The organism is Bacillus sp. FSL K6-1005, assembly GCF_038000225.1.
Classification (GTDB): Bacteria; Bacillota; Bacilli; order Bacillales; family Bacillaceae; genus Bacillus; species Bacillus mojavensis.
Genome location: NZ_JBBOBP010000001.1, coordinates 2,503,188 through 2,524,265, shown reverse-complemented (window position 1 = coordinate 2,524,265; position 21,078 = coordinate 2,503,188). Strand labels below are relative to the sequence as shown.

General features: G+C 43.7%; 24 protein-coding genes, 1 tRNA gene and 1 pseudogene. 23 read left to right on the top strand and 3 right to left on the bottom strand.

Annotation, left to right across the window (positions count from 1 at the left end; translation table 11 throughout):
• The first annotated feature begins 143 nt into the window (after positions 1-143).
• From NST16_RS13295 to rpsN, 6 genes are all read left to right on the top strand, one after another.
• Positions 144-911, top strand: a complete 768-nt coding sequence (locus tag NST16_RS13295) for an ABC transporter ATP-binding protein (protein ID WP_340887163.1) — start codon at positions 144-146, stop codon at positions 909-911.
• 17 nt (positions 912-928) lie between these two features.
• Positions 929-1,930: an aliphatic sulfonate ABC transporter substrate-binding protein gene (locus tag NST16_RS13290; protein WP_340887162.1), complete on the top strand. Its 1,002-nt coding sequence runs from the start codon at positions 929-931 to the stop codon at positions 1,928-1,930.
• Entirely contained in the window at positions 1,924-2,757 is an 834-nt protein-coding gene (locus tag NST16_RS13285) for an ABC transporter permease (RefSeq protein ID WP_340888367.1), read from the top strand. The genes NST16_RS13290 and NST16_RS13285 overlap by 7 nt, the downstream gene beginning before the upstream one ends.
• Before the next feature lie 20 nt (positions 2,758-2,777).
• A complete protein-coding gene (gene ssuD / locus NST16_RS13280) occupies positions 2,778-3,914 on the top strand; it encodes an FMNH2-dependent alkanesulfonate monooxygenase (protein WP_340887161.1) in 1,137 nt (378 codons plus the stop codon).
• A gap of 90 nt (positions 3,915-4,004) precedes the next feature.
• On the top strand, positions 4,005-4,535 hold the full coding sequence (locus NST16_RS13275; RefSeq protein ID WP_340888365.1) for a hypothetical protein: 531 nt from the start codon (positions 4,005-4,007) through the stop codon (positions 4,533-4,535).
• 107 nt (positions 4,536-4,642) lie between these two features.
• Positions 4,643-4,912, top strand: coding sequence for a 30S ribosomal protein S14 (gene rpsN, locus NST16_RS13270; protein ID WP_340887160.1), 270 nt, complete (start codon positions 4,643-4,645; stop codon positions 4,910-4,912).
• Between the two features lie 17 nt (positions 4,913-4,929).
• Here the strand turns inward: rpsN and NST16_RS13265 are convergent, their stop codons facing one another.
• Together NST16_RS13265 and NST16_RS13260 are read right to left on the bottom strand one after the other, a co-directional pair.
• The gene (locus NST16_RS13265; protein ID WP_326197353.1) at positions 4,930-5,403 is read right to left on the bottom strand and encodes a hypothetical protein; all 474 of its coding nucleotides are present in this window, start codon (positions 5,401-5,403) and stop codon (positions 4,930-4,932) included.
• 1 nt (position 5,404) lies between these two features.
• Positions 5,405-5,605, bottom strand: a complete 201-nt coding sequence (locus NST16_RS13260; protein WP_168749409.1) for a helix-turn-helix transcriptional regulator — start codon at positions 5,603-5,605, stop codon at positions 5,405-5,407.
• 193 nt (positions 5,606-5,798) lie between these two features.
• Between NST16_RS13260 and NST16_RS13255 the strand changes: the two genes are divergently transcribed.
• A tRNA-Gly gene (locus NST16_RS13255) sits at positions 5,799-5,872 on the top strand.
• Positions 5,873-5,962: 90 nt separating this feature from the next.
• On the opposite strand, the gene NST16_RS13250 is transcribed toward NST16_RS13255, so the two are convergent.
• Positions 5,963-6,586 carry a hypothetical protein gene (locus tag NST16_RS13250; protein WP_340887159.1) on the bottom strand — a complete coding sequence of 208 codons (624 nt, stop codon included), beginning with the start codon at positions 6,584-6,586 and terminating at the stop codon, positions 5,963-5,965.
• 83 nt (positions 6,587-6,669) lie between these two features.
• On the opposite strand from NST16_RS13250, the gene queG reads away from it, so the two are divergent.
• The 16 genes and pseudogenes from queG (at position 6,670) to NST16_RS13170 (ending at position 21,066) form a co-directional block, all read left to right on the top strand.
• Positions 6,670-7,815: a tRNA epoxyqueuosine(34) reductase QueG gene (queG, locus tag NST16_RS13245; protein WP_029441191.1), complete on the top strand. Its 1,146-nt coding sequence runs from the start codon at positions 6,670-6,672 to the stop codon at positions 7,813-7,815.
• A 78-nt stretch (positions 7,816-7,893) separates the two neighbouring features.
• Positions 7,894-8,823, top strand: coding sequence for an amidase domain-containing protein (locus NST16_RS13240; protein WP_168747269.1), 930 nt, complete (start codon positions 7,894-7,896; stop codon positions 8,821-8,823).
• A 38-nt stretch (positions 8,824-8,861) separates the two neighbouring features.
• Positions 8,862-9,344, top strand: a complete 483-nt coding sequence (gene trmL, locus NST16_RS13235; protein ID WP_168747270.1) for a tRNA (uridine(34)/cytosine(34)/5-carboxymethylaminomethyluridine(34)-2'-O)-methyltransferase TrmL — start codon at positions 8,862-8,864, stop codon at positions 9,342-9,344.
• 116 nt (positions 9,345-9,460) lie between these two features.
• Positions 9,461-10,102 (top strand): YhbD family protein, encoded by a 642-nt coding sequence (locus NST16_RS13230; RefSeq protein ID WP_229147598.1) that lies wholly within the window; start codon positions 9,461-9,463, stop codon positions 10,100-10,102.
• Positions 10,093-10,806 carry a bactofilin family protein gene (locus NST16_RS13225; protein WP_010333496.1) on the top strand — a complete coding sequence of 238 codons (714 nt, stop codon included), beginning with the start codon at positions 10,093-10,095 and terminating at the stop codon, positions 10,804-10,806. Before NST16_RS13230 ends, NST16_RS13225 begins: the two co-directional genes overlap by 10 nt.
• Before the next feature lie 10 nt (positions 10,807-10,816).
• A complete protein-coding gene (locus NST16_RS13220) occupies positions 10,817-11,524 on the top strand; it encodes a hypothetical protein (RefSeq protein WP_340887158.1) in 708 nt (235 codons plus the stop codon).
• 357 nt (positions 11,525-11,881) lie between these two features.
• A complete protein-coding gene (prkA, locus tag NST16_RS13215; RefSeq protein ID WP_010333499.1) occupies positions 11,882-13,777 on the top strand; it encodes a serine/threonine protein kinase PrkA in 1,896 nt (631 codons plus the stop codon).
• 178 nt (positions 13,778-13,955) lie between these two features.
• Positions 13,956-15,134 (top strand): sporulation protein YhbH, encoded by a 1,179-nt coding sequence (gene yhbH, locus NST16_RS13210; RefSeq protein WP_010333500.1) that lies wholly within the window; start codon positions 13,956-13,958, stop codon positions 15,132-15,134.
• Positions 15,135-15,293: 159 nt separating this feature from the next.
• The gene (locus NST16_RS13205; protein WP_010333501.1) at positions 15,294-15,758 is read left to right on the top strand and encodes a MarR family transcriptional regulator; all 465 of its coding nucleotides are present in this window, start codon (positions 15,294-15,296) and stop codon (positions 15,756-15,758) included.
• Positions 15,759-15,793: 35 nt separating this feature from the next.
• Positions 15,794-16,460 (top strand): annotated as a pseudogene (locus tag NST16_RS13200) (HlyD family efflux transporter periplasmic adaptor subunit).
• 40 nt (positions 16,461-16,500) lie between these two features.
• Positions 16,501-18,105, top strand: coding sequence for an MFS transporter (locus tag NST16_RS13195; protein WP_010333503.1), 1,605 nt, complete (start codon positions 16,501-16,503; stop codon positions 18,103-18,105).
• A 22-nt stretch (positions 18,106-18,127) separates the two neighbouring features.
• Positions 18,128-18,658, top strand: coding sequence for an NAD(P)H-dependent oxidoreductase (locus NST16_RS13190; RefSeq protein WP_010333504.1), 531 nt, complete (start codon positions 18,128-18,130; stop codon positions 18,656-18,658).
• Between the two features lie 12 nt (positions 18,659-18,670).
• Positions 18,671-19,045: a hypothetical protein gene (locus NST16_RS13185; RefSeq protein ID WP_010333505.1), complete on the top strand. Its 375-nt coding sequence runs from the start codon at positions 18,671-18,673 to the stop codon at positions 19,043-19,045.
• A 169-nt stretch (positions 19,046-19,214) separates the two neighbouring features.
• The gene (locus NST16_RS13180; protein ID WP_010333506.1) at positions 19,215-19,994 is read left to right on the top strand and encodes a hypothetical protein; all 780 of its coding nucleotides are present in this window, start codon (positions 19,215-19,217) and stop codon (positions 19,992-19,994) included.
• Between the two features lie 5 nt (positions 19,995-19,999).
• Positions 20,000-20,371 carry a GntR family transcriptional regulator gene (locus NST16_RS13175; RefSeq protein ID WP_010333507.1) on the top strand — a complete coding sequence of 124 codons (372 nt, stop codon included), beginning with the start codon at positions 20,000-20,002 and terminating at the stop codon, positions 20,369-20,371.
• A complete protein-coding gene (locus NST16_RS13170) occupies positions 20,368-21,066 on the top strand; it encodes an ABC transporter ATP-binding protein (RefSeq protein WP_268446599.1) in 699 nt (232 codons plus the stop codon). Before NST16_RS13175 ends, NST16_RS13170 begins: the two co-directional genes overlap by 4 nt.
• Positions 21,067-21,078 lie beyond the last annotated feature (12 nt).

Here is a 21,078-nt window from a genome sequence, read left to right as displayed (position 1 = left end):
TAATTTGAATTAACATGATATTCAAACAAAAAACAATTGGGCAGCTGATCGGACCGCCGAAGGCTCTCATCTCTACAAAAAACAGAGATGGGGGCCTTTTTGTTTTTTTAGAAGGCGGGGTTGGCAGAAGGAGAGGGATAAAAGTGGCTGTGACCATCAGTATCAAGGAAAAAGCATTTGCTCAAGAAGGCCGCAAAACTGCGGTCTTGGAGAATATCCAATTATCAATTGCACCGGGTGAGTTTTTAACGCTCATCGGACCGAGCGGATGCGGAAAAAGCACACTTTTAAAGATAATTGCAGGACTTGATTCTGATTTTAGGGGGCGTATCGAAATTAACGGACGGCATGTGACTGCACCAGGTATTCAGCAAGGATTTATTTTTCAGGAACACCGTCTCTTTCCTTGGCTGACGGTTGAGCAGAATATTGCCGCCGATTTGAATTTGAAAGATCCAAAAGTCAAACAAAAGGTAGATGAACTGATCGAGATTGTCAGATTAAAAGGATCAGAGAAAGCATATCCGCGTGAGCTGTCGGGCGGTATGTCTCAAAGAGTGGCCATCGCACGAGCTCTTCTGCGGGAGCCGGAGGTGCTGCTTTTGGATGAACCGTTCGGTGCGTTAGACGCGTTTACTCGAAAACACCTTCAAGACGTGCTGCTGGATATATGGCGGAGGAAAAAAACAACGATGATACTCGTCACTCATGATATAGATGAAGCTGTTTATTTAGGGAATGAGATTGCGATCCTAAAAGCCAAACCGGGAAAAATTCATAAGCTGATGCCAATTCATCTGGCTTATCCCCGAAACAGGACGACGCCTGATTTCCAAGCGATCAGACAGAAGGTGCTGTCGGAATTCGAAAATACAGAAGACGTTGAGTATGCAGAAGGATCAGGGATATAGAAGGGGCTGAAGCAGAGATGAAACAAGGAATCATTGTATTGGCATCTATTTTTTTTCTGCTGGCAGGATGCGGAGCAAATGGAGCCAGCGGTGACAAAAAACCATTGAAAGAAATTCGGATCGGAATACAGCAAAGCTTAAGCCCGCTTTTAATTGCCAAGGAAAAAGGCTGGTTTGAAGAGGCTTTTGAAAAAGAAGGCATCAAGGTGAAATGGGTGGAGTTTCAAAGCGGGCCGCCACAATTTGAAGGGCTTGCAGCAGATAAACTTGACTTTTCTCAAGTTGGCAATTCACCAGTAATCGCTGGGCAAGCGGCAGGCATTGATTTTAAAGAAATCGGCTTGTCTCAGGATGGATTAAAGGCGAACGGCATACTTGTGAATCCAGACAGCGAGATTAAGGAGGTCAAAGATTTAAAAGGAAAGAAAATTGCTGTAGCGAAAGGCAGCAGCGGCTTTGACTTTTTGTATAAAGCGCTTGATCAATCAGGTTTGTCAGCTGATGACGTGACGATTATTCAGCTGCAGCCTGATGAAGCGGCTTCTGCGTTTGAAAACGGATCGGTTGACGCTTGGTCCATCTGGGAGCCGTACCTATCCTTAGAAACAATCAAACACGGAGCAAAACTTCTTGTGAATGGTGAAAGCACCGATTTATATTCACCAGGGTTTACATTAGTGAGAACAACATTCTCTAAGGAACATCCAGACGAAGTGGTCCGTTTTCTGAAGGTTTTTAACCAGGCGGTTGTATGGCAAAAGGAACATCCGGATGAAGCGGCTGACTTGTATGCAAAAATAAAAGATCTCGATAAAAAGATCGTAGAAAATGTGCTGAAAAATACGGAGCCTCTGAATGAGGTTATTCGTGAAGACATTATAAAAGCGCAGCAGGAGACAGCGGATTTTCAATTTAAAACAAAAGCGATAGATAAGAAAATTGATGTGAGAGAAGTTGTTGATAATTCATTTATCAAAAAAGCGTTAAAGGAAAACGTCTCTGGAGGTGATCCATCATGAAAGCAGAGGCTGCAGGTTCACTGCCGAAAGCAAATGCTGAAGCGATACAAAGAAAGCCCCATAGAATCAAATACGGGTGGGCAAAGGGGCTTCTGCTGCCTGCTGTGCTCATAGCCATCTGGCAGGTGATCGGCAGTCTTGGCATCGTGTCGGCGACAGTGCTCCCTACTCCTGTTGCGATCTTGCTGACGTATAAAGAACTCATTTTGACAGGCGAGCTCTTTGGTCATCTGCAAATCAGTATATACCGCGCAGCGCTTGGTTTTGTACTTGGTGCGGGGCTTGGACTTTTGATTGGTATTTTGGCCGGATTCTCTAAACGGACGGAATTGTATCTTGACCCATCATTGCAAATGCTCAGAACCGTTCCGCATTTGGCTGTCACGCCGCTGTTTATTTTATGGTTCGGTTTTGATGAAATATCTAAAATTTTGCTGATTGCGCTCGGCGCTTTCTTCCCTGTGTATATCAATACATTTAACGGCATTCGCGGAGTTGACGCTAAGCTGTTCGAAGTTGCCCGGGTGCTTGAATTTAAATGGCACCAGCAGATGACAAAAGTGATTGTGCCGGCATCCCTGCCCAATATATTGCTCGGCATTCGTTTATCGCTAGGTATTGCATGGCTTGGGCTTGTTGTAGCGGAGCTGATGGGTTCGAGTTCTGGGGTCGGTTACATGATCATGGATGCCAGACAATTCTCACAAACGAATAAAGTGTTTGCCGGGATTATCATTTTTGCGGTGGTTGGAAAGCTGACGGATTCTTTTGTCAGGCTGCTAGAACGAAAGCTATTAAAGTGGAGAAACAGTTACGAGGGAAAATAGATGAAAAAGGAGAGAGTGATATGGACATTCTTTGGTTTATTCCGACGCATGGAGACGCAAGGTATTTAGGGTCGGAAAGCGATGGACGGACGGCGGATCATGAATACTTTAAACAAGTGGCGCAGGCCGCTGACAGGCTAGGGTATACAGGAGTCCTACTGCCGACGGGAAGATCGTGCGAGGACCCTTGGCTCACCGCCTCGGCGTTAGCGGGAGAAACAAAAGACTTAAAGTTTTTAGTCGCGGTACGGCCCGGGTTAATGCAGCCTTCTCTTGCAGCCAGAATGACCTCTACCTTAGATCACATTTCAGATGGACGGCTCTTGATTAATGTTGTGGCAGGGGGCGATCCGTACGAGCTAGCCGGGGACGGACTGTTTATCAGTCATGATGAGCGCTATGAAGCAACGGACGAATTTTTAACTGTTTGGCGGGGGCTTTTGCGCGGAGAAACGGTTACCTTTGAAGGAAAACATATAAAAGTGGAAAACAGCAATCTGCTATTCCCGCCGCGGCAAGCACCGCACCCGCCTATCTATTTCGGCGGATCCTCACAGGCTGGAATTGAAGTCGCGGCAAAGCATACAGATGTGTATTTAACGTGGGGTGAGCCTCCTGAGCAGGTAAAAGAAAAGATTGAGAGAGTCAAAAAGCAAGCGGAAAAAGAGGGAAGAACTGTGCGGTTCGGCATCAGGCTGCATGTGATCGCACGTGAAACAGAACATGAGGCGTGGGAAGCGGCTGAGCGTTTAATCAGCCATTTGGATGATGACACGATTGCCAAAGCACAGGACGCTTTGCGCCGTGCTGATTCTTCGGGTCAAAGGCGGATGGCGGAGCTTCATCGAGGCGATCGGACAAAGCTTGAAATCAGCCCGAATCTGTGGGCGGGTATCGGCCTGGTCAGAGGAGGGGCAGGCACGGCTCTTGTCGGAGATCCGCAGACCATTGCCAACCGTATAGCGGAGTACCAGGCCCTTGGCATTGAATCATTTATTTTTTCCGGCTACCCTCATTTAGAAGAAGCGTACTATTTTGCAGAGCTTGTCTTTCCGCTTTTGCCGTTTGAAAATGAGCGGACAAGGAAGCTTCAGAAAAAAAGAGGAGAAGCCGTCGGAAACACTTATTTTGTCAAAGAGAATCAAGCTTCAGTTTAAGCGAAAACACAGCCTCCGAGCATGGTATGATAATCAAAAAAGGAGGCTGTTTTTATGAGAATACTTATTAGTGCCTTTTCTCTGATGGTTATGCTGTCTGCATGCGGAAATACGAAGCACATGGAAATCAAAGAGGCAGATGTTTCAGATATTGAAAAAAACAGAATGAAGATTGCGGCTCCACATTCCTTCGCTGCGGAAGTGACTAATATCAACGAAAGCATTTCTGAGGCTGACATGTACATTGAACATTACCAAAACGGAAAGCTTGTTGAAACGATAGGTCCGGTAACTGCTGATTACACGGAAGAAAATCCCGATACATTACAATTTGTTTATTTTGAGAATGAGGAAGAGAAGAAAAAAATGAGTACCATTCACTTTGGCATTGTTGATGAACAAGGGAGCAGCACGGCTGCTTCATCGTTTCAGCGTGACGTCAGCAGTATACAGGAAATGACTCAGAATATATCATCAGCGGAGCCGATTTCTTTCGGAAAACCTGTATTGATCGGCAGCAGTATAAAAGATTCTAACGGTACAATGAAAACCTCTGAAAACAAAAATGAACTGATCAAACATAAAGATGCTCTGCTTTATTATGTTGAATTGCATAAATAGAATCGACGGCTTAGACCGTCTGTTTTACCGAGCGATGTGCTTGCATTTTAGAATACAACATGATACATTTTAAATCGTAAACATTACGATTTAAAGGAGGTTTTTTCTTGGCTAAGAAATCAAAAGTGGCAAAAGAATTGAAACGCCAGAAGCTTGTTGAACAATATGTAGCTATTAGACAAGAGTTAAAGGCAAAAGGAGATTACGAAGCCCTCAGTCAGCTGCCGAGAGATTCAGCACCTGGAAGACTCCATAACCGCTGTATGGTAACGGGCCGCCCGAGAGGATATATGAGAAAATTTAAAATGTCCAGAATTGCTTTTAGGGAGCTGGCGCATAAAGGCCACATTCCCGGTGTGAAAAAAGCAAGCTGGTAAGAAAAAACTCCGGACGATTACATCGCGCCGGAGTTCTTTTCATTTTTCTTGAAGGAAATGACGTAGGATAGGTGCTGGATGATCATGATGATAAATACGACAATAATAGGGAAAAAGGGAATGTGTGACTGAAACAGCGGATAAAAAATGAGCAGGACAGCGGCGGCAGGCAGTGAAAAGTAGACGGCGATATATGACGCACGGCAGGCTTTTGCCGTCATCATCTGCTCTCTTTCATCCTGTTCCTCAAATTCATCTGGCAGCAGGAGATTTTTTGACGCAGGCCTGCTTTTCTTTTGTAAATACATATAAACCGCAGCTGCCGCAATAAAAAGAATAAACGGGGTGATGTTTATTTCAAACATCATCTGGCCGTTCTTTGTGCTGAAAAAGGCTCCAATGCCTTCTGAAGCTTTAAAGTATGCAACCAGTGTCCAGCATGCAAGGCCGAACAAAACGAGGTGAAATGCTGCTTTTGTTTTCATGCCCATATTAGTCTTCCTCCTCTAGCCAAAAGACATCCTCCATTTGCATGGAGAAGGCTTTGCAGATTTTTAATGCTAATAACAGTGAGGGAACATAGTCTCCTTTTTCAATTGCTGCTACCGTTTGTCTCGTAACGCCGACCGTTTCTCCGAGTTTTTCCTGAGAATAGCTGAAGCGCGCTCTGAGCTCTTTCACTTTATTTTTCATCATGACGTATGCCACCTTCATATTCTCACTTTCTTCCATTGTATAGTTTATTTAACATTATGTAAATGTAACTTAACAACATTGCAAAAATAAAAATTTTTTTCGACAAATTTTTTATATTCCCTTGACGAAAATTTAATAAACGTGTAACATAATAAAAGTCAAAGCGGTGCTGACACCGACAATCACAAATGCGGGTGTAGTTTAGTGGTAAAACCTCAGCCTTCCAAGCTGATGTCGTGAGTTCGATTCTCATCACCCGCTCCATACATACGTTATTAACGCAGTGTTTCGTTTCTCAGATAAACGAAGTATTGCGTTTTTTTATGTAAAAAAGAACACGAATCTCGTGTTCTTTTACGTAAGCCAATGTACTGTATGGCCGCCGCCGTGAATTTGTTCAAACATTTTCGTTAATGATGTTAAAAGGTTAACGGCGTTTTCTTTTTCAATCGATGGCGGGAAAAAGATGATTTGCAGCATGCTTTTTGTATCTGCTGTGACGGGTTTTTGATTGACGTTGTTTTTGAAATCGCCGAAAACACCGTTTTCATCAGAATAAATCAGTATGTTATCTTTTTCTCCTATTGAAATCCGGACTGGCTCCTGAAGCTTGCCGGCATCATAGATCATAATGGGGAGAGAATATTTTAACGCGAAAAAATGTATGGTATCATGGGCTGAATCCTCGCTTTCCATGAATTGTTCTTTGGATATCGGGATCAGCATTTGCTCCATCGGCGTTTTTTCTCCCTCGAATGAAGGGTCCAGCTGCTTAAAGATTGTCTGCCATTCTTTGACGAAAGGCTGGTCCGATATTCCGCCGTCCGCATAGTCAAAAAACAGAGACTCTTGAAATAAACGAAGTCTGCCTTTCAGCATTTGCGGAGAGGAGCCGACTTCAATATTTTCATATATCACAGCGGCTGCATTTATTCCTGCCGCACGTTCAGTAATAACAGGATCAAGTTTGATATTCACATGTATTCACTCCAATTACGGGATATCAACCTATTATACAACGGCTTATTGTTTTATCACAAAGAAAGGAGGCTGTGCAAAACATGAACGTTTATCAGCTGAAAGAAGAATTAATTGAATACGCGAAAAGCATTGGCGTGGACAAGATCGGTTTTACGACCGCTGATACATTTGACAGTTTAAAAGACCGTTTGATTCTTCAGGAGTCACTCGGATATCTTTCCGGTTTTGAAGAGCCTGATATTGAAAAAAGAGTGACGCCAACGCTGCTTTTGCCGAAAGCGAAATCAATCGTGGCCATTGCACTTGCTTATCCTTCGAGAATGAAGGATGCGCCAAGAAGCACGCGAACTGAGCGCAGAGGCATTTTTTGCAGAGCCTCCTGGGGAAAGGATTATCATGACGTCCTGCGGGAGAAGCTCGATCTTCTGGAGGATTTTCTGAGAAGCAAGCATGAGGATATCAGGACAAAATCAATGGTCGATACGGGTGAATTGTCTGATCGGGCAGTGGCGGAACGGGCCGGAATTGGGTTCAGCGCCAAAAACTGTATGATTACAACGCCGGAGTACGGGTCTTATGTGTATTTGGCGGAAATGATTACAAATATACCTTTTGAGCCGGATGTGCCGATTGAGGATATGTGCGGATCATGCACCAAATGTTTAGATGCATGCCCGACGGGAGCGCTTGTGAACCCTGGGCAGCTTAACGCTCAGCGCTGTATATCTTTTCTGACCCAGACAAAAGGATTTTTGCCGGATGAATTCCGCACGAAAATTGGAAACCGCCTGTATGGATGCGATACGTGCCAAACGGTATGTCCAATCAATAAAGGGAAGGATTTTCATCTTCATCCTGAAATGGAACCGGATCCCGAGATTGCAAAACCATTATTGAAGCCGCTTTTAACCATCAGCAACCGTGAATTTAAAGAGAAATTCGGACATGTTTCAGGCTCGTGGCGCGGAAAAAAACCGATTCAACGGAATGCGATTCTGGCGCTTGCCCACTTTAAAGACACCTCCGCACTGTCTGAACTGACGGAGCTTATGCATAAAGATCCGCGCCCGGTCATCAGGGGAACGGCTGCCTGGGCGATCGGGAAAATCGGAGACAACACATACGCGGAGGAGCTTGAAAAAGCACTGGAAAAAGAAAATGATGAAGAGGCAAAGCAGGAAATTGAAAAAGGAATTGAATTGCTAAAAGCCGGCATGACTAAATAAGTCTTGTCCTGACATACGTATAGAGCAGAAGGAAAAAACACTTGAGATGCAGCCAAGTGTTTTTTTCTATAAAAAAGTATGTCGGGTGGGGTGAACTTGAAGCACATATTAGAACAACTAGCGGAGGAGCGTCTTAGCTATCTGGTGAACGGGCATGATCTGAGACAGGAGCCTCAAGTCGGAGACCTGGAAGTCATGGAACGTAAGAAGAAGCTTCTGGAAAAACGTAAGATTGAGATGATTAAAGCGAAAGCAAAAGCTGTCATTGACAATGTGCAGGTTGAGGATGACGGAACCACCTGCATCAGGTATATCATACACTTCGAATATTTATACAAGGAGCAGGACGAAACTCTGTATATGGAAGAGCATATAGAAGAAAGAGTCGCTTTTCTTTATGATCAAATTCTGATTAAGGATCAGGAAGTGAAAAAAAAACCGGCGGGATTTAGTGAAGGCCAAAGCATTATTGACTATTCCCAGGAAGAAAGGGAGGCGTTTGGCCGAGCTTTTCAATATGACCGGCTCGGAGCGGTACAATATGCCGAAAAATATTGGAACAAGCGTAATCCGGCTTATAAAAATTTCAGCGATAATTGTACGAATTTTATTTCTCAGTGTCTTCATGCAGGGGGAGCACCAATGCGAGGCCACCCAAACAGAGGGTCTGGCTGGTGGATGAAACAAAGTTCTTGGAGCTATAGCTGGACGGTGGCTCACTCGATGAAAATGTATTTGACGAATTCAAAGGCTGGCCTTCGGGCGGTGCGTGTAAAATCAGCGGAAGAGCTGGTGCCGGGTGATGTGATTTGCTATGATTTTGAAGGAGATGGCCGGTTTAATCACACAACGATTGTGGTGGCGAAGGATAAAGGCAATATGCCGCTTGTCAACGCCCAGTCCTATGACAGCCGGATGAGGTATTGGTCTTACGAAGATTCAACAGCATACACACCGTCTATCCGATATGCCTTTTTTCATATCGTTGATGATACGACAAAAGAGTAATTAATGATATAATGATGAGCGGATAAGAAAAATTAGAGGTGAACACAGTGGCATTACATGTCGTTTTATATCAACCAGAAATTCCTGCTAATACAGGGAATATCGCACGTACTTGCGCAGCAACAGATACAACGCTCCATCTGATTCGTCCGCTCGGCTTTTCAACTGATGATAAAATGCTGAAGCGCGCCGGACTTGATTATTGGGAGTTTGTAAACGTAGTGTATCATGACTCGTTAGAAGAATTATTTGAGGCATATAAAAAAGGGCAGTTTTTCTTCATCACGAAATTCGGTCAAAAGCCGCATACATCTTTTGACTACACGGATATTAACGAGGATTATTTCTTTGTGTTCGGAAGAGAAACAAGCGGTTTGCCAAAGGAATTAATTCAAAATAATATGGACCGATGCCTGCGTCTTCCGATGACAGAGCATGTCAGATCGCTAAATCTGTCCAATACCGCAGCGATTCTAGTGTATGAGGCGCTGCGTCAGCAAAATTACCGAGATTTAAAATAGTGAAAAACCCGCCCATGTGTATGGGCGGGTTTTTTTATAGAATTGTGTTTTGTTATTTTAGGCTTAACAACGTAACAGTGTTATGTTACAATGTATCCATCAAAGGAGCTGGACTTATGGAAGATCAATTAATCTCTAAAAAAGAATTGCTTGAAGAAACATCCATCTCATACGGTCAGCTGTATCGATGGAAACGGAAAAATTTAATCCCTGAGGAGTGGTTTATACGTAAATCCACATTTACAGGGCAAGAGACGTTTTTTCCTAGAGAGGATATTTTAAAGCGCATTTCAATCATTCAAAAGATGAAAGAAAATTTGTCTTTGGATGAGATGCGGGAGATGCTGTCACCGAAAATGAAGGATGTGAGCATGACGGCTGATGAATTGCTGACGAAAGGCTTGATATCAAAGCCGGCTCTCCATGTCTATTCAGAAGGCGGAGCAGACACGGTTTTTTCTTCTCGAAATCTGCTGTCGCTGTATGTGCTTGAAGGGCTTTTACAGTCCGGAAATGTCAGCACGGAAGAAGCGAAATTGGCTGCTGACGTATTGAAGAAGCATGAAACAGCGGAGATCAAGAAACAGACGGAACTGATCATTTTGCGCAAGCTGGGTGTAACGACTTGTTTTATAGCGGCTGCCGCAGACAGCATCCTTTTTGAGTCGTCCGTTAAGATTGTGGAAAGAGTGGATTTAGCCAATGCTTCAGAGGAACTAAAGACAAAATATATGCAGGAGGGCCACCAATGGAAATAATGGATAATCTGGTGATAAACGGTACGGGGAGTTCGAAGGGCGGAAAATTTCAATCAGTTGAGATTAATGGCAGCGGAACTGTGGCCGGAGACGTGGAGTGTGACTCTTTTTCATTCAACGGCACCGGTAAAGCGGACGGGAGTGTCAAGGCAAAAACAGTAACCATCAGCGGCTCAGGCAAAATTCATGGGGATGTTGATGCAGAATCCATCCGCATGAATGGAACAGGTTTTATCCAAGGTGAGACCGCCGCTAAACAATTGAAGGTCGCGGGATCATCAACATTTGGCGGAGCAGTCAAGGCTGATGACATTGTGATCACAGGAAAGGCGGTCATGGAAGCCGATTGCGAAACGGAAACATTTCAGACTGAAGGGAAATGCAAAGTCAGCGGTCTCCTAAATGCTGATCAGGTGAATATCAAGCTTTCTTCCGGAGAGAGTTATGTGAGGGAGATCGGCTGCCGCCATCTTCAAGTGACGGGCAGAAAAGGGATGCTGACATTGCTGAAGCTGATGCCGCAGCCTGTGTTAACAGCTGAACTGATTGAGGGAGACGTGATTGAGCTGACACATACGAACGCCAAGATTGTGCGGGGAAACACAGTGAAAATCGGTCCGAACTGCCAGATTGAGACTGTGGAATACAGCGGCGATTACACTTGTGATCCGAACGCTTCGGTAGGCACATACACAAGAATGTAAGGAGGATCATATGGAAACAGCAAAAGTAGGACATTTAAAATTATATGGTGCCGGGCACGCTTCGGGAGGCGCCTATCACCATGTCAGCATCAAAGGTGAAGGTGTGATTGGAGAAGGACTGTCCGCTGCAGGCTGCCGCATATACGGCACAGGCCGTTTTCTCGGGAACGCGGAGACTGAACAGCTGAAAGTACTCGGAGAAAGCGAGTTTGAAGGCAATTTGAGTGCGGGCAAAATCAGCATATACGGGACAATGCAAGTCAGAGGCGCTCTTCATGTTGGCCGATTGAAGCTGAAAGGTCTGACTGAGATCGGCGGCAATATGGCAGGGGATTCGTGCGAAGCAAAAGGAAAGCTCAGCGTTAAAGGCGATTGTGAAATCGAATCGTTTCATATCACTGGCTGTGTGGACGTAACAGGTTTGCTGAATGCAGGCGAGATTGATATCGGATTGAGTCATGATGCCAGCCGGGTCCGTGAAATAGGCGGAACGTCAATTAAAGTAAAAAAACGTGCGCGCTTTTTTACGCGAAAAAAAGCGAGACTAACTGCGCAGCTGATTGAAGGAGATAAAATCTATTTGGAACATACCGAGGCGGCGGTGGTCAGAGGGAAAGAAGTTGTTATCGGGCCAGGCTGTAAAATCGGCACAATTGAGTTTGAAAACAAATTCGAATGCGATCAGCATTCAAAAGTTATGAAAAGAGTTAAGTTGTAAAACATTGTTCTGTTACACAGAGAAAGGGTGCTCTCAAGAGGGAGCACCCTTTTCTTTTTATTCTTTTCCCGGCTTGCTATCGTATCCTGCGGTAAAAATTGATACTAAAAAAGTGACAATGACACCCATCATGATGATTGTTTTCACCGTCTCTCCCCCTCTTCAATTTTTCCTGCTGTCCGAGTCTGGATGATTCTGTATTTTCTTTATTATGAACGCACGCAGTCTGCCTTGTCAACGCTGCATAGGGTATCTTTATTTTTAAGAAACCAAAGCATGTATCACGGGCTGACGGCATAGATTGTATCAAAGTACCTTTTTTTGCACAGCGCATCAAACATGATAGAGGAGGTCCTTATGGATATATTAAAGAAAATTGAAAAGTACAGAGAGGAAGAGCAGCGTCTGAAATGGGAAGGAACATTCGCTGATTATTTGGAGATTATTAAAGAAAATCCAATGGTCGCGCAATCTGCTCATTCTCGTGTTTTTAATATGATAAAAGACAGCGGGATAGAGGAGATTGACGGACGGAAGAAGTACAGCTTTTTTGACCGCGAGCTGTTCGGGCTTGAAGAATCCCTCGAACGCCTTGTGGAGGAATATTTTCATCCGGCCGCGAAAAGGCTTGATGTCAGAAAGCGGATTCTGCTTTTAATGGGCCCTGTGAGCGGCGGTAAATCAACGCTGGTCACGATGCTCAAAAAAGGTCTTGAAGCGTACACGCTGACGGATAATGGTGCTGTATATGCGATTAAAGGCTGCCCGATGCACGAGGACCCCCTTCATTTAATCCCCCATCATTTGCGGGAGGATTTTTACAGAGAATACGGCATTAGAATAGAAGGAAGCCTTTCACCATTAAATGTGATGAGGCTGGAGGAAGAGTACGGAGGGCGAATTGAAGATGTGAGGGTGGAGCGGATCTTCTTTTCTGAGGATAAGCGTACGGGAATCGGCACCTTCAGTCCGTCTGATCCGAAATCTCAGGATATTGCCGATTTGACGGGAAGTATTGATTTCTCAACCATTGCTGAATACGGTTCTGAATCTGATCCGCGCGCCTACCGGTTTGACGGAGAGCTGAACAAGGCGAACCGAGGCATGATGGAGTTTCAGGAGATGCTGAAATGTGATGAGAAGTTCCTCTGGCATTTGCTCTCACTGACACAGGAAGGGAATTTTAAAGCCGGGCGATTTGCGTTAATTTCCGCTGATGAGTTGATCGTGGCTCACACGAATGAAACGGAGTATCGCTCATTTATTTCTAATAAGAAAAACGAAGCCCTGCACTCCAGAATCATTGTGATGCCTGTTCCTTATAACTTAAAAGTGTCTGAGGAAGAAAGAATTTATGAAAAAATGATCGCAGAAAGTGATGTATCGGATGTTCATATTGCTCCGCACACACTTAAGGTCGCCGCGATGTTTTCAATTCTTACGCGATTAAAAGAGCCGAAGCGGTCTGATATTGATCTGGTGAAGAAAATGAGACTATATGACGGAGAAAGTGTGGAAGGCTTTAATTCAGTGGACGTTGAGGACATGAAGAAAGAATATAATGATGAGGGCATGAGCGGAATTGACCCGCGCTACGTGATTAACCGCATTTCTTCTACTATTATCAGAAAAAATATGGAGTCGATCAATTCCCTTGATGTTCTCCGTTCTTTAAAAGAAGGACTTGATCAGCATCCGTCTATTTCAAACGAGGATCGGGAACGGTACTTGAATCTTATTTCTGCAGCCCGTAAGGAATATGATGATATTGCGAAGAAGGAAGTCCAAAAAGCGTTTGTGTATTCATATGAAGAATCAGCCAAAACGCTGATGGATAATTACCTCGACAACGTAGAGGCTTATTGCAATAAAAATAAGCTGCGTGATCCTTTGACAGGAGAAGAAATGAATCCGGACGAAAAGCTGATGAGATCGATCGAAGAACAGATCGGTATTTCCGAAAACGCTAAAAAAGCGTTCCGCGAAGAAATTTTGATTCGCATTTCCGCGTATGCGAGAAAAGGAAAGCGGTTTGACTACAATTCCCACGAAAGACTGCGTGAAGCCATTCAGAAAAAATTGTTTGCTGACTTGAAGGATGTTGTTAAAATTACGACCTCAACGAAAACCCCTGATGAGCAGCAATTGAAGAAAGTAAATGAAGTCGTAGCCCGTTTAATTGATGAGCACGGCTACAACTCGACGAGTGCCAATGAGCTGCTGAAATACGTCGGCAGCCTGCTGAACCGATAAGCAAGTGACCCGTCCGGACAGGGCGGGTTGTTTTGTACCATTTTCTAAATAGTTTGTCAATTAACTGTACCTATGCGCATATGATGAATATAAATCTTTTCGAAAGACTTGTTTCATAATCTGGCACAAGCCGGAATAGGTATGTATCACGACCACAAATGGTTAAGGAGGGGAATTCATGTCCCAAAATGACAGCGGCCATTTTTTGATTTCTGAGGAAAACTGGTCCCTCCATCGCAAAGGCTTCGATGACCAGCAGCGCCACCAGAAAAAAGTACAGGAAGCCATCAAAAACAATCTGCCGGATCTCGTAACTGAGGAAAGCATTATTATGTCTAACGGCAAAGATGTAGTGAAAATTCCTATCCGCTCACTGGATGAGTATAAAATCCGCTATAACTACGATAAAAATAAACACGTAGGGCAAGGGGACGGCGACAGCCAGGTTGGAGATGTTGTAGCCCGGGACGGATCAGACAAAAAACAGGGGCCGGGTAAAGGACAGGGAGCCGGAGATCAGGCGGGCGAGGACTATTATGAAGCAGAAGTTTCACTAATGGATTTAGAAGAAGCGCTCTTCAAAGAATTAGAGCTTCCGAATCTCCAGCAAAAAGAAAGAGATAATATCATTCACACGGATATCGAGTTTAACGATATCCGAAAAACAGGGTTAACCGGTAATATTGATAAGAAAAGAACAATGATGTCGGCTTTTAAACGCAACGCGATGACAGGGAAGCCGTCTTTCTATCCGATTTATCCGGAGGACTTAAAATATAAAACATGGAACGATGTCACGAAGCCTGAGTCAAAAGCTGTCGTGTTAGCAATGATGGATACGAGCGGCAGTATGGGCGTGTGGGAAAAGTATATGGCGAGAAGCTTCTTTTTCTGGATGACCCGCTTCTTACGGACGAAATATGAAACAGTTGAAATTGAATTTATTGCTCATCATACAGAAGCAAAAGTTGTGTCTGAGGAAGATTTCTTTTCAAAAGGAGAAAGCGGCGGAACAATCTGTTCTTCCGTATATCGAAAGTCACTTGAACTGATTGATGAAAAATACAGCCCCGCCCGTTATAATATTTACCCTTTTCACTTCTCTGACGGCGACAATCTGACATCTGATAATGCGCGTTGCGTGAAATTGGTGAATGATATTATGAAGAAAGCGAATTTGTTCTGCTATGGCGAGGTCAATCAATACAACAGACATTCGACGTTAATGTCGGCTTATAAAAATGTAAAAGACGAGAAATTCAAATACTATATTTTAAAACAAAAGTCAGACGTTTTTCAGGCGCTGAAGAACTTTTTTAGAAATGAAGAAGCTGGCATCAGCCATCAATTATCCTAGTGAATAGCCCATTTCAGGGCTTTTTTTTATTTAAAAAAAGTAAGAAAGCGATTGCGAAAAAAATAAGAGGGAAAAAGAGATTTTTCCTTTGACAAATCTTCTTTCATTTATTAATATTTTATCTTGTGAACTATTATTGAGGAATGAGGTGAAAAGGAGTTGACTGAATCAGAACGTGCTTTGCTCACTTTTGAACAGCTCTTCGATACGTCTCGGGCTATCTATAAAAAACAGAAGAAGATATTGGAGATTGTGCTTGAGCCTTTTGATATTACAGTCCTTCAATATTTACTGATGTTTAAAATTCATCAAAGCGGAAGCACGCCGCTCAGCAAGCTGGCCATGTCTCTTGATCTTAAGCCTGCTTCTGTGACCCGGATGACCGATATCCTATATAACCGGCAATTGATGAATCGGTATGACAGTCCGGATGACCGCCGTATCGTAATGATTCAGTTAACCGAAGAGGGGGAAGAACTTTTACAAGAAGCCGCTGTGCAATACGCAAAAATGGGCGCGAGCCTGTATCAGAAGCTTGACACGTCTCAGCTTCAATATTTGCGTAAGCTTGCCGGAAGTTTATCAAAGCTTGCTGAAGGCTGTGCAGAAAAAAGCGGTAATTAAAAACATCCCACATATTTTCACCAGCTTTCCACAAAATGATAGAGGAAGAAACGAAAGGAGAAAAACAAAATGAACAGAGGACGTTTAATTCTGACCAACATTATCGGTTTGATTGTTGTTCTTGCAATTATAGGCGGAGGTGCTTACTACTATTATCAAAGCACAAACTACGTGAAAACAGATGAAGCAAAAGTAGCCGGCGATATGGCAGCTATTTCAGCTCCGGCAGCAGGTAAAGTATCCGACTGGGATCTTGAAGAAGGAAAAACAGTGAAAAAAGGCGACATAGTTGCAAAAATCAAAGGTGAACAAACTGTTGATGTAAAATCCATCATGGATGGAACAATTGTGAAAAACGAAGTGAAAAACGGACAAACCGTACAAGCTGGCACAACAATTGCGCAAACGATTGACATGGACAACCTTTATATCACAGCAAATATTAAAGAAACAGATATTGCAGATGTTGAAGTAGGAAATAGTGTAGACGTAGTAGTCGACGGAGATCCTGATACAACATTTGACGGTACTGTAGAAGAAATTGGCTATGCGACTAACTCAACTTTTGATATGCTTCCATCTACAAATTCAAGCGGAAACTACACAAAAGTAACTCAAAAAGTTCCAGTTAAAATTTCAATCAAAAACCCATCTGATAAGGTGCTTCCAGGTATGAATGCATCTGTTAAAATCTCTGAGTAAAACAGATCAGTCATCAAACCATGAAAGGAGGTTGTCTTAGATGGCTACAGGCAAAGAAAAAAATACAAAAAGCCCTATGACATTGCTGATTGTGCTAATGTCGGGTTTATTCTTGGCAATACTAAACCAAACATTGCTTAACGTCGCAATGCCGCACTTAATGACTGAATTTGGCGTAAGTGCAACGACGATTCAGTGGCTCACAACAGGTTACATGCTTGTTAACGGCGTATTAATTCCGTTATCTGCCTTCCTGATTACACGCTTTGGCCAACGGAGTCTCTTTCTCGTCGCCATGTTCTGTTTTACGCTCGGTACGTTAGTCTGCGGTATCGCACCTAACTTCTCTACAATGCTGATCGGCCGTTTGATCCAGGCCGTGGGCGGAGGTATCTTGCAGCCGCTTGTTATGACAACCATTCTGTTAATCTTCCCGCCTGAAAGCAGGGGGAAAGGAATGGGGATTTTCGGACTTGCGATGATGTTTGCTCCAGCGGTCGGCCCGACTCTTTCCGGGTGGATTATTGAGCATTACACATGGCGCATCATGTTTTACGGACTTGTGCCAGTCGGCGCAATTGTTATCATCGTGGCTTTCTTCATCTTTAAGAATTTGGTGGAGCCGCAAAAAATCAAACTCGACACTCTTGGAGCGATCCTCTCGATTGTCGGATTCGCATCCTTATTATACGGAGTCAGTGAAGCGGGTTCTGACGGCTGGACCGACCCGGTTGTACTGTCTACAGTTATAATCGGCGTCATTGCAATTATTGCTTTTGTTGTTCAGCAATTGCGTCATGATGATCCGATGCTTGATTTCAGAGTGTTTAAATACGACATTTTCTCACTCTCAAGTGTTATTAATATCATTATTACAGTGGCACTTTACACTGGTATGTTCCTGTTACCGATCTATCTGCAAAACCTGGTCGGATTTACGGCGCTTCAATCCGGTCTGCTTCTGCTTCCGGGTGCGATCGTGATGCTGATCATGTCACCGATCTCAGGTATTTTGTTTGATAAATTCGGCCCGAGACCGCTTGCGATTATCGGACTGGTCGTGACAGTGGTGACAACATTCCAATATACGCAATTGACCATTGATACACCGTATACACACATTATGCTTGTATACTCAATTCGCGCATTCGGTATGTCACTCTTAATGATGCCTGTCATGACGGCTGGGATGAACCAGCTTCCTGCCCGTCTGAACAGTCACGGAACAGCGATGAGCAACACGCTCCGCCAAATCAGCGGATCGATTGGAACAAGCTTAATTACGACGATTTATACAAACCGTACGACATTCCATTATTCACAAATTGCAGATAAAACAAGCACGGCGGACCCGAACTTCCTCCATGCGTTCCAAAATGCAGTTTCGAATATAATGGTGAATATGAATGTACCCTATGAGACAGCGAAAACGTATGTTTACTCACATATTTACAAACACGCGTCACTGGATTCAAACGTCATGGGGATTAATGACGCCTTTATGTGGGCGACATTATTCTGTGTGGCAGGTGTGATTCTCAGTCTTTTCCTGCGTGATGTCAGAAAAGATAAATTGCGTGCGGAGAAAAAGAAAAAAGAGGAGCTTTCATTGCTTCCGGCTCCAAAAGAAGTGAAGGAATCTTAAACTGTACAGGGAGGTTTCCTAAATGAAAATTTATGTAGTATATGACAGTGAAGGTGAACATACAAAGGTATTGGCAGAAGCGATTGCTGAAGGCGCTCGGGAAAACGACACGGCTGAAGTATTCATCGACCACGTAGATCAGGCGGATATCCGCAAGCTTAAAGACATGGACGCGATTATTTGGGGATGCCCCGGGCATTTCGGAACAATCAGTGCAGGTCTGAAAACTTGGATCGACAGACTCGGCTACTTGTGGGCTGAAGGCGAGCTGATCAACAAAGTCGGCGCAGTATTCTGCACAACGGCAACAACACACGGCGGTTTGGAAATGACAATGCACAACTTAATTACGCCAATGTTCCACCAAGGGATGATTGTTGTCGGTCTGCCTGGCAATGTGCCTGAAAACGCACTGTACGGTTCTTACTACGGAGCGGGCGTCACTTGTCCAGTAGACAGTGATGAGTTAATGTCTGAGGAAGGTATTCAGCTGGGCCGCGCATTAGGAAGACGCGTCAGCCAAGTCACAGGAAACTTAACAGCCGGACAGTAAGGAGAGGTTAAAATGGCCATTATAATAGCAATTATTGCTGCTGTCATTGTGATTGCGGGCCTTATCACGTATAATGTCCGCAACGCCTCTGCTGGACTCGAGAAGCGAGAAACAGCTGAAAAAATCGCCCCTCCAGAAGAGGAAAAAAACGAAGCAAAATACCCTGCTGAAGCACGGGCTGCTGAGCATGTCCCAGCCGTTGTAAAAACTGACTCTGGAAAAGAGAAAAGTGACTCAATTGGGGATGATTTCTACCGGCAGGCGCTTCAAAAGTTTAAGCATTCTGAGGAAGATCAGAAAGAAAAAGAGGTCACTGAAAAAAGTGACAAAATGCAGGACAGCAGTTATCGAGATGCGCTGCTCTCCATGAAAAACAAAAAGAAATAATATCAAAGGCAAATCCGTTTACTCATGGCGGGTTTGCTTTTTTTATGCTGTTTAAATGTATAAAACTTGGTTATTTATTAAATAAATCCATGGAATATGTTGTATTTTGGGAAGTCATAGTGTACTATTTGAGTCATACACTTTATAAGTGTTTTTAGGGGGAAAAACAATGAAGCCGTTTTGGGGTTTAGTAAAAAAGGATCTGAGACTGTCAAAAATGCGGTTTTTTGCATGTCTCTGTGCAGTCATACTATTATCTGCCGGGAGCTTTTTATTCGAACGGCTGGCTGAAGAACCTTTAGCTGTTTTTGGATGCTGGGTTGTGCTTGCCATTTTTCAAGTATTTTTAGCTCCTTTGCTGGTCTACAATTGTCTTCGTGTAGAGGGGAAAAACCAGCTATGGTTATATAATCCGAACGGCGCAGCCACGCTTTTACTCTCGAAGCTGACTGCCGGTCTTGTCTATCAATTCATTTTTCAGTTTTTGATTTCAGTTTACGGAATCTCTCTTTATCAGTACCTTGACTCAAAAGCGCTCATTGCTGATCAAGTCCCGCTTGCAGGCACGATACTGGTCTTTAATCTTTATGGGCTGGTATTTACTGCTTATCTTTCCTGTGCGGTAATCCTGCTGTGGAATGTGTTTCATTCTTTAAAATCAAGTTCTTCCTTCATCAGACGGTTTCGCTGGTTCATTTGTATGTTACTGGGGGTAGGGTGGTTTTATGTAGAGGACCATTTGATCATACCTTGGCTGACACCGCTGGATAAACTGTATTATTTCACAACGTATGGAGATGTCGGTTTTACATACAAGGGATCCTTAGGGTGGCGTGTGGAATTAAACATCTTCCATCTTCCATATCCGTCCATTATTGTCATGCTGGTGTTGGCAGCTGTGTTTCTTTTTCTGGCTTCCAGGCTCCTGCAGCGAAAAGTTGAGGTGTAGAGAAAATGAAACAAGACTTTCAATCCTCTAAACCAATTTATATGCAGATTGCTGATCAAATTTTTTATAGGCTGGTCAGAAAGGAGCTTGTTCCCGGAGACAAGCTGCCGTCTGTCAGAGAAATGGCAATTCAAACAAAAGTAAATCCGAATACGATTCAAAGAACCTACAGTGAAATGGAAAGGCTGGGAATTGTGGAGACAAGAAGAGGGCAAGGGACATTTATCGCTGAAAAAGCTGAAATCGTGGATGAACTGAAAGAGAGGCTTACCCGTGAAGTGTTTGAAAGTTTTATTCATCAAATGGCAGAGCTGGGATTAACAAAAGAAGAAATGCTGGCAGGGATTAAAAAATACACGAAAGGAGGACAGGAATGAATATTGTATTTGACAATGTGTCTAAGAGATACGGCGGCCATACGGGGGTGAATAAAATATCCTTTACTTTATTCCCGGGAAAAATTTACGGGCTTTTAGGCTCGAATGGCAGCGGGAAATCGACGACCTTAAAATTAATCGCCGGACTGATGTTCCCTACTTCAGGTTCAGTGAAAGCAGGTGAACAGCCTGTAACAAGAGACATGATCAAGTACACGGCTTATCTAACAGAGCTAGACATGTTTTATCCCGGATTTACGGTGAAAGATATGCTCGATTTTTACGAATCACAGTTCCCTGACTTTCAAATGGAAAAAGCCTATCAGCTGCTTAAAGAAATGCAGCTGAAGCCTGAAAAAAAGATAAAGCAGCTTTCCAAGGGGAATCGAGGCCGTCTTAAAATCGTGCTGGCACTATCAAGAAGAGCTTCCGTCATTCTATTGGATGAGCCTTTTTCCGGTCTTGATCCGATGGTCAGGGATTCAATTGTCAACAGCCTCGTTTCTTATATTGATTTTGAGCAGCAAATCGTTGTCATAGCCACACACGAAATTGATGAAATTGAAACCCTGCTTGACGAGGTCATCGTACTCGCCGACGGAGAAAAAGTGGCACAGCGTAATGTGGAAGAGATTCGCGAGCAGGAAGGTATGTCCGTGCTGCAATGGTTTAAAACGAATATGGAAGTTTACTAGAAAGAGGAGGAA

What these genes read in the sequence shown, in the direction of transcription:
- NST16_RS13290 (WP_340887162.1), top strand. Translation starts at nt 929, where the DNA reads ATGAAACAAGGAATCATTGTATTGGCATCTATTTTTTTTCTGCTGGCA.
- ssuD (WP_340887161.1), top strand. Translation starts at nt 2,778, where the DNA reads ATGGACATTCTTTGGTTTATTCCGACGCATGGAGACGCAAGGTATTTA.
- NST16_RS13275 (WP_340888365.1), top strand. Translation starts at nt 4,005, where the DNA reads ATGCTGTCTGCATGCGGAAATACGAAGCACATGGAAATCAAAGAGGCA.
- NST16_RS13265 (WP_326197353.1), bottom strand. Translation starts at nt 5,403, where the DNA reads ATGGGCATGAAAACAAAAGCAGCATTTCACCTCGTTTTGTTCGGCCTT.
- NST16_RS13260 (WP_168749409.1), bottom strand. Translation starts at nt 5,605, where the DNA reads ATGAAAAATAAAGTGAAAGAGCTCAGAGCGCGCTTCAGCTATTCTCAG.
- queG (WP_029441191.1), top strand. Translation starts at nt 6,670, where the DNA reads ATGAACGTTTATCAGCTGAAAGAAGAATTAATTGAATACGCGAAAAGC.
- NST16_RS13240 (WP_168747269.1), top strand. Translation starts at nt 7,894, where the DNA reads ATGTCGGGTGGGGTGAACTTGAAGCACATATTAGAACAACTAGCGGAG.
- NST16_RS13230 (WP_229147598.1), top strand. Translation starts at nt 9,461, where the DNA reads ATGGAAGATCAATTAATCTCTAAAAAAGAATTGCTTGAAGAAACATCC.
- NST16_RS13225 (WP_010333496.1), top strand. Translation starts at nt 10,093, where the DNA reads ATGGAAATAATGGATAATCTGGTGATAAACGGTACGGGGAGTTCGAAG.
- NST16_RS13220 (WP_340887158.1), top strand. Translation starts at nt 10,817, where the DNA reads ATGGAAACAGCAAAAGTAGGACATTTAAAATTATATGGTGCCGGGCAC.
- prkA (WP_010333499.1), top strand. Translation starts at nt 11,882, where the DNA reads ATGGATATATTAAAGAAAATTGAAAAGTACAGAGAGGAAGAGCAGCGT.
- yhbH (WP_010333500.1), top strand. Translation starts at nt 13,956, where the DNA reads ATGTCCCAAAATGACAGCGGCCATTTTTTGATTTCTGAGGAAAACTGG.
- NST16_RS13195 (WP_010333503.1), top strand. Translation starts at nt 16,501, where the DNA reads ATGGCTACAGGCAAAGAAAAAAATACAAAAAGCCCTATGACATTGCTG.
- NST16_RS13190 (WP_010333504.1), top strand. Translation starts at nt 18,128, where the DNA reads ATGAAAATTTATGTAGTATATGACAGTGAAGGTGAACATACAAAGGTA.
- NST16_RS13185 (WP_010333505.1), top strand. Translation starts at nt 18,671, where the DNA reads ATGGCCATTATAATAGCAATTATTGCTGCTGTCATTGTGATTGCGGGC.
- NST16_RS13180 (WP_010333506.1), top strand. Translation starts at nt 19,215, where the DNA reads ATGAAGCCGTTTTGGGGTTTAGTAAAAAAGGATCTGAGACTGTCAAAA.
- NST16_RS13175 (WP_010333507.1), top strand. Translation starts at nt 20,000, where the DNA reads ATGAAACAAGACTTTCAATCCTCTAAACCAATTTATATGCAGATTGCT.
- NST16_RS13170 (WP_268446599.1), top strand. Translation starts at nt 20,368, where the DNA reads ATGAATATTGTATTTGACAATGTGTCTAAGAGATACGGCGGCCATACG.